We start from the raw sequence: 13,636 nt of genomic DNA on the forward strand, positions 1-13,636 counted from the left end.
AGTACCGTGCGCGGTACGTTGACCACAACTGTGACCAATTAGAAAAGGAACAACAGCATGGCAAAGCGCTCAAAGGCTTATGTAGCAGCCGCCGCTCTTATTGAAGAAGGCAAGCTATATACTCCAGCTGAAGCAGTTGCGATTATTCGCGAGACTGGTTCAAAGAAGTTCGACTCAACCATCGAGGCTGCATTCAAGCTCGGTGTTGACCCTCGCAAGGCAGATCAGATGATCCGTGGAACTGTTTCACTTCCACACGGAACTGGTAAGACTGCACGCGTTATCGTTTTCGCAACCGGTGCTGCAGCAGATGCAGCTAAGGCTGCGGGCGCTGACGAAGTTGGTGGAGACGAACTTATCGAAAAGGTAGCCGCAGGTTGGACAGACTTCGACTCTGCAGTTTCGACTCCTGAACTCATGGGTAAGGTTGGTCGTCTAGGTAAGGTACTTGGTCCTCGTAACCTAATGCCAAACCCAAAGACCGGTACCGTGACCCCAGATGTAGCGAAGGCTGTAAACGACATCAAGGGTGGACGTATCGAGTTCCGCATTGACAAGCAGTCAAACCTTCACTTCATCATTGGTAAGGCATCGTTCACCAAGGAGCAGTTGGGTGAAAACCTTGCTACCGCAATGGACGAGATCCTACGTTTGAAGCCTTCGTCTTCAAAGGGTCGCTACCTAATCAAGGGTGCACTTTCAACCACATTTGGTCCTGGCATCTTGCTAGACACCAACGTGACCAAGGTTGAGTTCTAAACCTTCGAACAACAAGAATTCCGATGAGGGGATCAGGTCAAAAGACCTGGTCCCTTTGTCATCGGTGTTTATTTCATTAGGCTAAAAGCCGATTAACCGAAAGGCGGGATATTGCCTCAGCACGCATTTGGCGCAGCCACACTTCTTGACACGAAAGACCCAATGGGTTTGCGAACCAGCGCACCCCTGCTAGACGCGTGGATCCGCGATATGGAGACCGATAGATCACCATTTCAGATTCCTGGACATAAGGGACGCACCGACCTAACCGGTGCCATTGTTGACGGTGACATTCCAGTACTACCTGGCAATCACACCCACAGAATTTCACCCTCGCTCATTCTTGAAGCTGAGGCGATCGCCGCAAAACTTTGGGGCGCCGAACTTTGTCGTTTTGGTGTAAACGGCTCATCAGGTTCAAATCACGCTGCGGTGATGGCAGTTGCCTCACCCGGTGACAAGGTCATTGTTTCGCGCACGCTTCACAAATCCGTCTTGGTGGGCATGGTTTATGCCGGCGTTGTTCCGGTTTGGATCCGGCCTGAGATCAACCCGGCAACCGGTTTGCCGGAGTACTTGCCATCGTCAAGATTGGCTGAAACCATTGCTGCGCACCCAGACGCAAAAGCGGTGCTAATTGGTGAGCCTTCATATGTGGGCACCATGTCAAACATTCCCCGCCTTTCCAAGGTTTGTCACGATGCCGGAATTCCGTTGATTGTTGATGCCGCGTGGGCTGCCCACTACGGGTTCCACCCAGAGCTGCCAAACCACCCGATTGCTGAAGGTGCTGACATCGTGGTGACCTCAGCGCACAAGACATTGCCCTCATATTCGCAAGCGTCATTTGTTTTGGTTAGAGACGAGTACGTTGATCTTGCTCGATTCAACAAAATGTTTGACTCTACCCAGACCACCTCAATGTCTGGTCGCATTCTTGCATCGATTGATGCCGCGCGGGCCCTGCTTGAGCGCCACGGTGAGGAACTAATCGGCCCGGTAATTGAAGCAACCGAGCGTGGCCGAGCAGCCCTAGTTGCAGCCGGTATTGAAGTTATTGACGGCGAATATATTGACCCGCTGAAGCTCGTGATTTTGCTAAGTGGCTGCGGTGCCGATGGAAACAAGATTGAAGCCGATCTGCTGGCAGCCAACATCGATGTTGAAATGGCAAATCGTGACCTGATCATTCCAATGATTACCTTTGCGGACACCCCAGACCGAATCAACGATCTGGTTAAGAAGATCATTGCCTCGGTTGAGGCGCACCGTGGAGAGCCGCGTCCGATTGAAATTCTGCCGGCGTTCTCAATTGAGCCAGAAGTTGTAGTCACCCCGCGTGAGGCATTCTTCTCTGATTACGAAGTTGTTGCGGCCGAGGATGCGGTTGGCCGAGTGTCTGCAGAAATGATTTGCCCTTACCCACCAGGTGTTCCGGTGCTTTCCCCGGGCGAGCGAATCACCCAAGCCGCACTCAGCGCGCTTTTCAAGGCACGCGACATGGGAGTGCGTATTGCGTTTGTGGCCGACCCAACTCTAGAGACACTAAAAGTCCTACCAAAGGAATAATCCAAATGGATGCAGCGACGACAAACCAACCAGACACCGCAACCGACTTAGACAGTCAGTCCAGCGCAAACATGCCTGGGTGGAAAAAGCGCGTAGCCATTTTTATGACCGGGCAAACCGTTTCAATGTTTGGTTCATTCTTGGTGCAGTACGCAATCATGTGGCACTTGACCCTCACCACCAAGTCTGGATTAGTTCTAGCGCTGGCAGCCATATTTGGCTTCTTGCCTCAGGCGATTGTTTCCATTTTTGCCGGAGTCTGGGCAGACCGAGTCAACCGCCGAGCCATGATCATTGTCTCGGACTCGGTGATTGCTCTGGCCACTCTGGGACTTGCGCTGTTGATGCTATCTGGAGTCGATGACCTATGGCTGATTTTCTTGGTGATGGCGGTTAGATCCGTTGGTGCCGGTGTGCAAATGCCAGCGGTTTCAGCATTGCTACCTCAGATTGTGCCAACAGATAAGTTGATGAGCATCAATGGAATCAACAGCAGCATTCAATCTGCACTTGGTCTTCTGGCGCCGGTGGCTGCTGCCGCGGTGTACGCCAACATGTCTATCGTTGCCATTTTCTTTATTGACGTAATCACTGCAGTAATTGGAATTGGGCTGCTCACTTTGATTGCGGTACCTACTCTTGAGCGTGCCGCGAGTGCCGACAAGCCTTCGTACTTTGCCGATCTAAAAGACGGAATTAATTACATCTTTACTCACGACCTCGTGCGCTGGGTAATGGGTATTTTTGCAATCGTATTTCTGCTGACAGTTGCCCCGTCAAACCTGTCACCACTTATGATCGCCAGAAACTTTGGCACTGAGGTGTGGAAGCTAACAGTTTTGGAAGTTTCCTTCAGCGTGGGCATGGCCTTGGGTGGAGCCTTGATTGCTGTGTTTGCTAAAAAGGTGAATCGTATCTCTTTGATTATTGGAACATCAATTTTCTTTGGCATGCTGGCGGTGGCGCTTGGATTCACCACCAACCTGATTTTGTATTACGTGCTGTTTTTCATTATTGGTTTGGCGGTGCCAGCATTCTTCACCTCGGCTATGACTCTCTTGCAAGAAACGGTTGAGTTAGAGCGCCAAGGGCGGGTGTTTGGATTTGTGGGCATAGTGATCTCTGTTGCCATGCCTCTTGGTATGGCGGTGCTTGGTCCGCTGGCCGATGTGTTCCGGGTTGAGAGCCTGCTAATTGCAACCGGAGGTTTGATGGTGGTTGTTGCCGCAGCCGCTATTTTGTTACCATCGGGTCGCAAGGCTATTGCGGCAGCGCACGCATCAACCGGAAAGCAATCCTCTGAGACAGAAGCAAAGGTTGGCTCATGAATGAGATGAAACCAAACACCGATCAAATCAGAACAGCCGACCCGCACGATTACGATCACAGTCACCCGGATATTTCCGGCGGTTGGTTGCGAGCAGCGGTATTCGGCGCCATGGATGGTTTGGTGTCGAACATCGCTTTGATTGCTGGTATTGGTGCGGCAGGTGCTTCGGCCCCGGTGATTTTGGTTACCGGCTCGGCTGGTTTGGTTGCCGGCGCTTTTTCTATGGCACTGGGCGAGTATGCGTCGGTCAAGACGGCTAACGAACAAGTTCATTCAGAGTTGGCAATTGAAATCGCAGCCCACGAGAGAAATCCCGAAGGTGAAATTCACGAATTAGCTAGACACTTCAATTCCATGGGAATGTCGGATAAAACTGCCGCCGCGGCTGCTCGAGAAATTCACGAGAACAAGGCTGTTGCAGCTCGCGTGCACATCACTCAGGAACTTGGCATAGACCCACACTCAAACCCGTCACCCTGGATTGCCGCCTTCTCTTCTTTTGCGATGTTCGCGGCTGGGGCTGCTGTTCCTTTGATTCCTTATATTCTGGGCTTCGACTCGCTGATACTAGGTCTTGGCATTGGCGCGATTGGGTTGCTACTTGCCGGCGGTATCTCGGCAAGATTCACCCGCAAATCATTTGTGAAGAGCGCCCTGCGTCAACTTGTTTTTGGAGGCATCGCAGTTGGTGCAACCTATCTAGTCGGTATGTTGCTAGGCGTCAGCGAAATTTAACAGACCGGCCAATCGGCTAATGGCCTTAACGTCTTCAACATTGTTGAACCTGGTGCGGATTAGGTCTGGACAAAACACAAGGTAGCTGTTTGTCTTGGCCCGAGACAGTGCCACATTCAATCGATTTCGATCAAGCAGGAACTCCAGGCCGCGGGGCGCATCGTCAGAGGTTGAAGCCGCTAGAGAAATAATTACGATTTGGGCTTCGCGACCCTGGAATTTATCAACCGTGCCAACCTGCACCTCAGTGAGATTTACTTCATCAAGCGCATTACGAATTGCATCTACCTGCGCGTTATACGGAGCCACGATTAGAACCTGGTCCTGACCTACCAACTCAAGATGCTTTTTCGTTAGGGCAAGCACCGCTTCAACTTCTTCGGCGGAGTGTGACGAATTACCAATGTGCCTAACGGGGTGAAGTTGGAAGCCTGGACTCAGTCCGGGAATCTGTTGAGAGTGGGCATCGTGGTGAGAGTGCAAACGATTTTGGTAGGACAACCATGACACCGGAGCATTAACTTTGGGGTGCATTCGCCGAGTGACCTCAACGAAGTACCCGTGCTCTTGATCAAGAATTTGTTGATCACCCATGTAATGGCCAAGTGCCGAGTTGTCGACTCCGCCGGGATGCACAGCCTGCACCACCTGGGTTAGCTGCATGGGGTCGCCAAGCAGCACAATGTTGATGGAACCGCCGCCAACGGCTATTGCGTCCACCAGCGAGAACTGTGCAGCCTCGTCAATAAAGATGTAGTCGAACTCCTCTTGCAAAATGAAGCTGCTGCAAAAGGTCCAGGCGGTACCGCCAATCACGTAGCCGCTGGTCTGCCTGGCTCGCCAATTCTTCATTACTGAATAACCCGATGGGGTGGTCCAGGCCCTTGGTGTGCGGTCCTCTTTTTTGGGTTGCTTGGCAATCGCGCTGCCGGATACCCCGGCTTCAATACAACCCGAAAGCAGATTCTCAACTGCAGAGTGAGAGTTTGCCACCACGGCAATCTTTTTACCTTGCTCAACCAGGTGCGCGATGGTCCGTGAGCCTAGGTAGGTCTTGCCAGACCCAGGTGGCCCTTGAATTGCCAGCACTGTTCGGTGCATGCGCTCAACCGCATTGATAACGGCCGGAAGGTACTCATCGCCTGACACTGGCAATAACGAGCCATCGTCAATCAGTGATGGTGGCCGCCGCATCAGCAAATCTAAGGTGGCGTTTCCGGTTGGCGCCTCAAACATGGGTGAGACCCACTCGTTGGCTAAGCCAAGAGCGTTCTCGCGGACTGCATCTTGTTTGCCACCGGCACGAATGAACAGATCCTCGAAGATAGCGTTGGGCTCAAAGTTTGCGTTGGCAATTGTGGTCACACGCTTAAAGCTGATGCGATTTCCTTCAACCGCAACCAGCGTGCCTTTATCAAGTTCGTTTTGATTTGCCCCGTAACTGAAGCGAACGTAAATTGCTGTGCCCGGTTTTAACATCAGGGTTTGCCCCGGGTCTAACACGTAGTTGTAATCCAAAGTGATTTTCACGGTTGGATTCAGGTGCATGCCATCAAAACCACTTGCCTCACGCTGGCAGCCGGTGACCACAAGTGCCTTGCGATCGGCATGTAAAGTTTCGTCTACGGCCTCGCGACGTAGGTAGCGCTCACGGAAAGTGATAACTTCTTCGCGCTTGTAATAGAGCACGGAGTGCATCAGAGCCTGCCAAATCTTTGCCCGATAATCCGCCTGGCTGTCTTCACCCCAGCGCCAGTCGGCGACTGCTTTAGCCATGTGGTTAGTGGCACGCTGTAGCTCGGCTAGTTCGCGCTCAGCTCTGTTGGTTGCGCTGTCTTCATCATCTGGGTCAGCGGCCCACTCAGCTTTTTTTCTATCGACCGCCTGGCGGAACTCTTCATACTTGGCGTGCGCCCCTGGCATTGATGACAGCCATTCGTAGAGTGCAAGCGTTGAGACACAGTCGTCTTCGTTGTAATCGGCAATAGTCTGCAGGACCCGCTTGGCCTCAACCGGGTCTTGATCGGCAAGTTGGCGATAGTAGTCGTACTCTTCAATGCTTGAACCGGCATCAACCACAGTGCTCTTGCGGCCAAATTCGTAAAATGCCTCAAGCTTCTTGATTGAGTAACTTGGTTGGCTAACCATGATTGAACCCTTGACGACTTTGTAGAGGTCGATCATTTTGCCCTGGGTGATTAGCCAGTCAACCTGGGCTTCCATTACGCCGTGACGTGCCGCCAACTTATTGAGTGCGGTTACCTCATAGGGTGCGTAGTGATAGATGTGTGCAGTTGGGTCGGCTTGGAGCTTGTTGAAGGCAAACTCAACAAAGGCTGAGAAGGCCGTAGCCTCTTGTTCGCGGTTGTGTGCCCAGAATTCGTGGAACTGCTTGTCGCGGGTGATGGCGCCAAATAGATACTCAAGCCCGCCCTTCTCTTCAAAGTAGGGAAAGCCCTCCATGTCAAAAAAGATGTCATTGGCAGACGGTGGTGGAAGAACACCAATCTCTGGGTCATCGACGACTAAGAAAGAGTGTTTACCGGTTTGGCGAAAGCTAGTTTGCAATTTTGCTTGCTTGCGTAGTTTGTCAAAACTCCCGGGTACAAAATCGCTGGGGCGCTGTTCATCAGTTGCTTCAGAAAGCGCAGTCATTGTGGTGATGCCGGCTTTCTTGAGCTTTTCAATCTGTGACTTATTGATGCCAGCAATCTGAACCAGGTGGTCTACTTCTTTGCGATCGTGTGCACATAGATCTGGGTACTCACAAATTGAGCAGGTGCTTTGCACCTCACAGTGCAGCGACAGGTGCTTGAGTTCAAAACCTTTCAAATCACCCGATGCCGCTTGCTCAAAGGCAGCCTCTAGATATGAGCGAGCTTGACGCATCGCCGGAACAATTTCACCCTCTTCAAAGAGTTCTAGAGTGCGCGAGCCCAAAATCAGACCGTGCATGGCGTTTGCCTTTAGGCCAAGCGCATCAAGAGCTTCAACATACAGAGCAACCTGAAGTAGGTAGTGGGGTTTGGCAGAGCTGGCTAGTTTGGCGTCCCAAGCGATGTAGCCCAATGTGCCGTGCTCGTTTTTGGAACCAGCACGATCTTTGGAAAGCTTGGCGGTGAGTTTTCCGTTGACAAACTCAAGGTCGTAGTCGCCGCGCACCAAAAAGTCTGGGCGCCCGGTGAATTCCGCCAGCCCCGAGCGGTGACGCAGGGCACCCTGATAGATAACCGGCACACCGGAATGCATTAGTGAGACTGTTTCGGCAAAGGTGTCTTTGCCTTCCGGTCGCTTGAAGTTGGCGTCACCAAGTGAGGCCCGGAGTTCTGCTTCAATTTCGGCCTCAAATTTGTCACCGTAGGCCATGGCAAGCGTCTTGCCCTCAAGCTCGTATGGCTCAACCAGGGCACGCACACCGGGCATGTCTAGCTCTTTGGCAATAGCCAGCTTGATGCAGTGATCACAGGTTGCGGCCCGCATGAGGTCACGCGTGTTGAACGCCCACAGGTTGGGCGAATCGGAATCTTTTAACTTATACATGTGGATCTCTCCAAGATTTTTTTAGAGCTGGTCGCCCAGCTGTTTTCTTTATGGAGAGATTCTCGCACGCAGCACTGACATTTAGAGCGTTGCTAACACCGCATCCAGATCTGCCTTGGTTGGCGGCTCGGCACCGGCACGCTCGCAGGTGATTGAAGCTGCTATACCCGCAGTCCAGACAAATTCACGAATCACGTCATCGCTCAAGTTCTGCAAGCGATCAAACGGATCGGTACCCAGGGCGTCCACGTCAGAAAGCTGCCCAAGCAAATTCGCACAGAAAGTGTCACCTGCTCCAACCGTGTCAACCACATTGATTTTGCGCGATGCCACATCAAAGCGGGTACGCGAGCCATCTGCTGCTAGTCGATACACCGATACGCCATCGCCGCCGCGAGTAATGAAAACGTGACGAGCCGAGTCGCCAATCCACTTCCAAACGACCTTGTCAACGTCTTCGCCATCGGCCATGTCGTATAGCCAGTGAATGTCTTCATCGGACGCCTTGATGATGTGCGAAATATCATTGATGCGTTCAACTCTCAGGCGCTCGTGATTGCGTTCAAACCCCAGTGCCGGACGCATGTTGATGTCGTGGCTTATCGTCACAGATTTTTGCTTGTAGTGCTCTCGGGCCCAATCTTCGATAACCAAATTGCCCGGACCCATCGCCATGGTTAGGCACCCAAATTGAATTGCGGTGGCGTGCAAGTTTTCTAGGTCGGCATCGGTGGGAAGTTCCTGCGGAGTCCAACCCCAGTCGGCGGTTCCGTTTACGTAGAAGGAGTAAGACGGAACGCCATTTGAATCAATAGAAACTGTGACCATGGTGGTCTGCTCTTTGGCGTCAACCACATAGTCAAGACCCACGTTGTTTGACTTGAGTTTTTCGCGAATGATTTTGCCAAAGCCATCGCCTGAGATGCGCGCTAAAAATTGCTGTGGGGTTCCTCGTCTGGCGAGTGCAATTGAAACGTTGGCATTAGCTCCACCAACAATCGCATTGAATGAGCCCGCTTGGTAACGGTTTTCGATTAGGTCAATCAGGGCTTCGCCAATAACAAGGATCATGCAAAAAGTTTAGGGGGATAGGCTGGTGCCATGAACAGAATTCCTCTTGCCAACCGTGCAATTGCCCTACCGCTCATTGGTCTTTTGGCTGCCTGGCTTAGCTTTATGGGGGCAACCCTGGCCAATCTGTACGTGCCTCAGCCACAGTACGGCCCTAACGGCAATGTCTTCTTCAAAGAAGAAATCTTTCAGGTTGCTCCGTACCTATTTCTCTTAGGCATCGCAGCAGTTGCGGTTTCTTCGTTGCTGGCTCAGGGCCTGGCCATCAAGGCTCGCGAGCAGTCGCAGGATTCAAGTTCGCTGGCGCGTGCGGCTCATCGCTTTAGCACTCTGGGCATCATTGTTGGTTTGGCCGGCGGTGCTATTTTTGCGATCGGTAATTTCTTGGGCGCATTCAATTCATACGCTGGTCGTTCTGAGAGTGCGTTCCTGCGAATCTTTAGCGTTTACGTGCCGATTCTTTTGGCCACCGGTTTGGTGGTTTACGTTTTGCTTGCGGCATTTGTGTTCCGTCATGACGAATCAACCAACACCGATGGCGTTAAGCAAAAGATGTCGGAAGCGCAAAAGGCCCTTGGGCTTGGTTATGCGGTGCCGATTTTGGCAACTGCGGTGGCCATCATTTTTGGACTGGGTGTCTACGATGTGACTCGCACCAACTTGCAGGTTTGGGTTTGGGTGATAATCATCGCAATCGTGGCTGCCGGTGTAGTTTGGGGCACTCGCTTTGCTGCCAAAGCAAAGTCTGCAAAAGCAGCTCCGCCAAAACCACGAACCGCACTTGCTGCTGGCGCAGCAAACCTCAACCTTGTACTGTCAATAATTTTTGGTTCGGTGGTAACCATCATGGCTTTCGCGTTTGGCACCGATGCAATTAGCAAATTGCAAACCTGGCCACAGCCACCGATTAATTGTGAAGGTGTTGACTGCGCAACTGAGCCGATTATCACTGGCCCAACTTGGAACTGGTTTATTCAAGAACTTGCGCCAGCAAAGGTCTTGTTGCTGCTGGCAGTAGTTGGCATTTACGTGACAATCACTGAGCGCAATAAAGAGAGTAAATAGTTTGAAGTATTTTGCATCGGGGTTGTTGTTTGACAACGATGGCGTATTGGTTGATTCACACCAGGCAGCAAACGTAGCCTGGAGTCAATGGGCCAGTGAGTTTGCGCCGAATTTCAAATGGGATGTGCCCGAAAACGCGGGGGTACGTGCCGAAGACAAAGTGCGTGAGCACGTTGGACCAGAGCAATTTGAGGTTGCCAATAATCGCATCAATGAACTTGAGCAAGCCTCAGCGGGAGAGACTTTGGCCCTAGCTGGTGCGGTTGAATTGCTGACTTCGCTCACCCCCGGAACCTGGACGGTCTGCACCTCAGCAAACGCAAACCTTGGCCGGGCTCGCCTAGCCGCCGCCGGACTGCCAATTCCTGCCGAGTTGGTTACCGGTGATGACGTGCAGCGCGGCAAGCCGTTCCCGGACCCTTATTTACTGGGCGCCGAGCGTCTGGGTTTTGATCCGGCGGATTGCGTGGTTTTTGAGGACGCCCCTGCCGGTGTTGAGGCTGGCATTGAGGCTGGAGTTGGTTTGGTTATTGGGGTCAGTGAACGAGCGCTGGCGTCAATGGCGGACCTTGTAATCAAGGACCTATCAGGCATTACATTTGATGGAGAAGTCTTATTCATTCCGGATAAATCCAGACTGCGATAAAAGAGAGAAACAAAATGGCTGAAGTTACTTTTTACGGTGCCGATTGGTGCAGCGATTGCCGTCGCTCAAAGTCGTTGCTTAACACTCTTGGTGTTGAGTACGACATGAAAGATGTTGAGCAAGATGTAAATCTAGCTGCCGAGGCTGAGGGCATCGCCGGTCGCAAGAACATTCCAGTGGTTGTTTTTAAAGACGGTGAATTCATGGTTGAACCAACCGATGCAGCTTTGCACGCAGCCCTGACCAGCCGAGGCTTGATCTAAGCATGTACAACCGCCACGTTGTTGTAGTTGAAGATGAGTCGCTGCTTCGCGACCTCATCGCCAAAACTTTGGAGACCAGTGGTTTTCAGGTAACTACAGCAGCGAACGCGGCGGATGCGGCGCGAGTATTCAAGGCAACAGATCCAGACGCGGTAGTGCTTGATGTTGAGCTGGGCCCTGGTCCAAATGGTTTTGATTTTGCAGAGTCACTGCAGAAAACCTCACCAGAGGTTGGCATTGTATTTCTAACCAATCTGCCAGATGCAAGATTTGCTGGCCGTGAGACCAAAGATTTACCAACCAACATTTCTTATCTTCGCAAATCACAACTTATCGATTCCAATGAATTGGTTAATGCGCTTGAGGCTGTGCTTCACGATTCAATCACCGCTGACTTCAGGCACGACCTAGATGAAAGCCGCCCACTACGTGGCTTATCGCGCAAACAAATATCGGTGTTGCAGCTTTTGGCCATGGGATACACCAACGCCCAAATCGCTGACAAGCGCGGCACCACAATTCGCGCCGTTGAGGGAATCGTAAGCCGCATCTTCCAAGCGCTAGACATTGACGTGCAGGCCGAGGGAAACGCTCGTGTTGAAGCCGCAGCAACCTACTTGCGCGCATCTGGAAAATCTCTCTCTGACGTCTAATGGCTGAACGGTTTGTCACCCCAAAGACCAGCCTTCGCGATGCAATCAATAATGCAGCTGGTCCAATCGCACTAAGCAATCGTGTGTTGCTACAGTTTGCGCCGCTGTCTTTTGCGCTTTTTATTGGCAGCAGCCCAACCAGACTTTCGGGTTCGATCCTGGAGTGGTTCATAGTTGCAACGGTTGGTTATCTGGCTACGGTTATTGTTTTGCTGGCATTTAGGGCTACCGTGTTGCCAGTCACACCGGGGCGCAAACCCAAGCTGCTGCTGACCTCACTTGCCTACGTGGTGGCGGGATTAGCCAGAGGCCTATCTGTTTACACAACCGGGGCAGCGCTGGGCGTAATGCCAGAGGCAGAGCTTTGGTATCGCTTGGTTGGTGGTCCACTTTATGTCTATGGATCGATTGCCATCTTGGCGATATTCAACGCTTCGCGAATGCGCCACGAAAAAACTCTCGCCGAATTGGAAGCTGAAAAGGCGGAACTCGATGAACTTCGCGGTGGTATTCGTGAGCGAATTAGGTTGCAGCGCGCGGATTTATTACGTCGCGTTCAGGTGGCTTTAGAGCCGGCAGTTAAGCAAATTCAATCTGAGCTGGAAAGCTCGTCAAAAACAGTCTCGGCAAAACTAACTGACTTAGTAGAGACAGTTGTTCGCCCACTCAGCCGAGACATTGGTCTTAACTCGCAGATCGATAATCAGGTTAATCAAATTACTCGCAGGGCATCTGGTGCTTATTCCAAGAGCAGATTTCCTAGCCGATTGTCTGCGGGCGCAATGATTGTTCCTGAGATTGCTTTCTTTGGAACCGCTTCAATTGCAATTGCGTCAAACGTGATCACTTTTCCAGACGCGGTGTTATTAACCAGCGTTGTGAGTTTGTTAGTTATTCTGGCCAGCTACAAGTTCTTTCAATTCATCTTGAAAAATGTTTGGGTGCCTTTTGTGGTTGCCTTACTGATTTCGATGCTGATCGCAGCAGTCTGTGGCGTCATGGCGAATACTGCGTTAGCTTTGCTGGGTTTTGGCTTGAACCCAACTCTTTACATTCAATCAATCTCCGCTCAGGTAGTCATTACCCTGGTTTCGTTCTACATGCAGTTTCTGCGAACCCAGCGAAGTGATGCTGAGCGTGAAATGAAAAACGTTGTTTCTGATCTTGCCATTATGAACTCGCAACTGCGTCAAGAGGTTTGGCTAAATCGCCGGCGCATTGCTTCAATTCTTCACGGGTCAGTTCAGTCCGCTTTGTACGCGTCTGCAATTCGCCTGGCAAAGTCGCAATCGCCAAGTGCCGAAGAAATTGAATCAGTGCAGTCAGATATCAGCGCGGCTATTAACAAACTTGAATCAGGTGAGGGCACCGAGAACTTCGTTGATGTTCTAGAACAGATTCGGGATGTTTGGGAAGGGGCGGTTGAAGTTGAATTGCCGCAGCTTTCAAAGGAACTGGTGGCTCAGCTTGAGGCAAATCCAGTGGCTTCTGCTTGCGCCGCCGAGGTTGTTCGCGAGGCGGTAAGTAACGCGGCAAAACATGGCAAGGCTGAGCACGTTGTTATTGCCATTGAGCTAACCGGCCCGCATTTGCTGGGCATCACCGTGACGAACGATGGCCAGCCACTGCCTGCTGAGATTGAGGCGGGCTACGGATCATCGATTTTGGATGAGGTGGCCTTTAGCTGGCAGTTGGAAAACCGCGGGGGATACACGGTTCTGGGGGCGGCCATCGCCATTTAGCCGGTCAAACCCAACACCGATGAGCGTCTGGCTGGCATCGGTGTGAAATTGGGTCTAGCCAAATCAGGTCTGCCAAGTTAGGCTTATAGCGTTACAGAAATGTGACAGTAGTCGTTTGCAGTACATCACTTGATTCAAGTGGCCACAGAAGCGCCACCGCTGAAGATGTACCAGTCTTTTCCTCTAAATAAGATCTGCCGTTATGCAGAGTTTTTCTTGTGTGTGGGTTTAGCAGCTGTTCGACTAACCCACCGGTTCACAGC

General features: G+C 51.7%; 11 protein-coding genes. 9 read left to right on the forward strand and 2 right to left on the reverse strand.

Annotated elements, in window-relative coordinates:
* The first annotated feature begins 57 nt into the window (after positions 1 to 57).
* The 4 genes from rplA to RHOLA_RS01190 all read left to right on the forward strand — a co-directional run bounded on the left by rplA (position 58) and on the right by RHOLA_RS01190 (position 4,393).
* The gene (gene rplA, locus RHOLA_RS01175; RefSeq protein ID WP_038501809.1) at positions 58 to 759 is read left to right on the forward strand and encodes a 50S ribosomal protein L1; all 702 of its coding nucleotides are present in this window, start codon (positions 58 to 60) and stop codon (positions 757 to 759) included.
* A 111-nt stretch (positions 760 to 870) separates the two neighbouring features.
* On the forward strand, positions 871 to 2,328 hold the full coding sequence (locus tag RHOLA_RS01180; RefSeq protein WP_227818787.1) for an aminotransferase class I/II-fold pyridoxal phosphate-dependent enzyme: 1,458 nt from the start codon (positions 871 to 873) through the stop codon (positions 2,326 to 2,328).
* A 5-nt stretch (positions 2,329 to 2,333) separates the two neighbouring features.
* Complete coding sequence (locus tag RHOLA_RS01185) at positions 2,334 to 3,656, forward strand: MFS transporter (protein WP_084321313.1); 1,323 nt, start codon at positions 2,334 to 2,336, stop codon at positions 3,654 to 3,656.
* On the forward strand, positions 3,653 to 4,393 hold the full coding sequence (locus RHOLA_RS01190; RefSeq protein ID WP_038501812.1) for a VIT1/CCC1 transporter family protein: 741 nt from the start codon (positions 3,653 to 3,655) through the stop codon (positions 4,391 to 4,393). The genes RHOLA_RS01185 and RHOLA_RS01190 overlap by 4 nt, the downstream gene beginning before the upstream one ends.
* Here the strand turns inward: RHOLA_RS01190 and RHOLA_RS01195 are convergent.
* Positions 4,373 to 7,933 (reverse strand): TM0106 family RecB-like putative nuclease, encoded by a 3,561-nt coding sequence (locus tag RHOLA_RS01195; RefSeq protein WP_038501814.1) that lies wholly within the window; start codon positions 7,931 to 7,933, stop codon positions 4,373 to 4,375. The genes RHOLA_RS01190 and RHOLA_RS01195 overlap by 21 nt on opposite strands.
* A gap of 81 nt (positions 7,934 to 8,014) precedes the next feature.
* Entirely contained in the window at positions 8,015 to 9,004 is a 990-nt protein-coding gene (locus RHOLA_RS01200; protein ID WP_038501817.1) for a carbohydrate kinase family protein, read from the reverse strand.
* 30 nt (positions 9,005 to 9,034) lie between these two features.
* On the opposite strand from RHOLA_RS01200, the gene RHOLA_RS01205 reads away from it, so the two are divergent.
* The 5 genes from RHOLA_RS01205 to RHOLA_RS01225 are packed head-to-tail and all read left to right on the forward strand — an operon-like array spanning position 9,035 to position 13,373.
* Positions 9,035 to 10,069 carry a hypothetical protein gene (locus tag RHOLA_RS01205; RefSeq protein ID WP_038501819.1) on the forward strand — a complete coding sequence of 345 codons (1,035 nt, stop codon included), beginning with the start codon at positions 9,035 to 9,037 and terminating at the stop codon, positions 10,067 to 10,069.
* Position 10,070: 1 nt separating this feature from the next.
* A complete protein-coding gene (locus RHOLA_RS01210) occupies positions 10,071 to 10,715 on the forward strand; it encodes an HAD-IA family hydrolase (protein WP_038501821.1) in 645 nt (214 codons plus the stop codon).
* A gap of 14 nt (positions 10,716 to 10,729) precedes the next feature.
* Positions 10,730 to 10,978, forward strand: coding sequence for a glutaredoxin family protein (locus RHOLA_RS01215; RefSeq protein WP_038501824.1), 249 nt, complete (start codon positions 10,730 to 10,732; stop codon positions 10,976 to 10,978).
* A 2-nt stretch (positions 10,979 to 10,980) separates the two neighbouring features.
* The gene (locus RHOLA_RS01220) at positions 10,981 to 11,631 is read left to right on the forward strand and encodes a response regulator transcription factor (RefSeq protein WP_038501827.1); all 651 of its coding nucleotides are present in this window, start codon (positions 10,981 to 10,983) and stop codon (positions 11,629 to 11,631) included.
* The gene (locus tag RHOLA_RS01225; RefSeq protein ID WP_038501830.1) at positions 11,631 to 13,373 is read left to right on the forward strand and encodes a sensor histidine kinase; all 1,743 of its coding nucleotides are present in this window, start codon (positions 11,631 to 11,633) and stop codon (positions 13,371 to 13,373) included. The genes RHOLA_RS01220 and RHOLA_RS01225 overlap by 1 nt, the downstream gene beginning before the upstream one ends.
* The last annotated feature ends 263 nt before the right edge of the window (positions 13,374 to 13,636 follow it).

The organism is Rhodoluna lacicola (assembly GCF_000699505.1).
Taxonomy (GTDB): domain Bacteria; phylum Actinomycetota; class Actinomycetes; order Actinomycetales; family Microbacteriaceae; genus Rhodoluna; species Rhodoluna lacicola.

Bases quoted from the DNA above. Each gene is read 5' to 3' on its own strand.
- RHOLA_RS01200 (WP_038501817.1), bottom strand. From the start codon at position 9,004: ATGATCCTTGTTATTGGCGAAGCCCTGATTGACCTAATCGAAAACCGT.
- RHOLA_RS01185 (WP_084321313.1), top strand. From the start codon at position 2,334: ATGGATGCAGCGACGACAAACCAACCAGACACCGCAACCGACTTAGAC.
- RHOLA_RS01195 (WP_038501814.1), bottom strand. From the start codon at position 7,933: ATGTATAAGTTAAAAGATTCCGATTCGCCCAACCTGTGGGCGTTCAAC.
- RHOLA_RS01190 (WP_038501812.1), top strand. From the start codon at position 3,653: ATGAATGAGATGAAACCAAACACCGATCAAATCAGAACAGCCGACCCG.
- RHOLA_RS01225 (WP_038501830.1), top strand. From the start codon at position 11,631: ATGGCTGAACGGTTTGTCACCCCAAAGACCAGCCTTCGCGATGCAATC.
- rplA (WP_038501809.1), top strand. From the start codon at position 58: ATGGCAAAGCGCTCAAAGGCTTATGTAGCAGCCGCCGCTCTTATTGAA.
- RHOLA_RS01205 (WP_038501819.1), top strand. From the start codon at position 9,035: ATGAACAGAATTCCTCTTGCCAACCGTGCAATTGCCCTACCGCTCATT.
- RHOLA_RS01215 (WP_038501824.1), top strand. From the start codon at position 10,730: ATGGCTGAAGTTACTTTTTACGGTGCCGATTGGTGCAGCGATTGCCGT.
- RHOLA_RS01220 (WP_038501827.1), top strand. From the start codon at position 10,981: ATGTACAACCGCCACGTTGTTGTAGTTGAAGATGAGTCGCTGCTTCGC.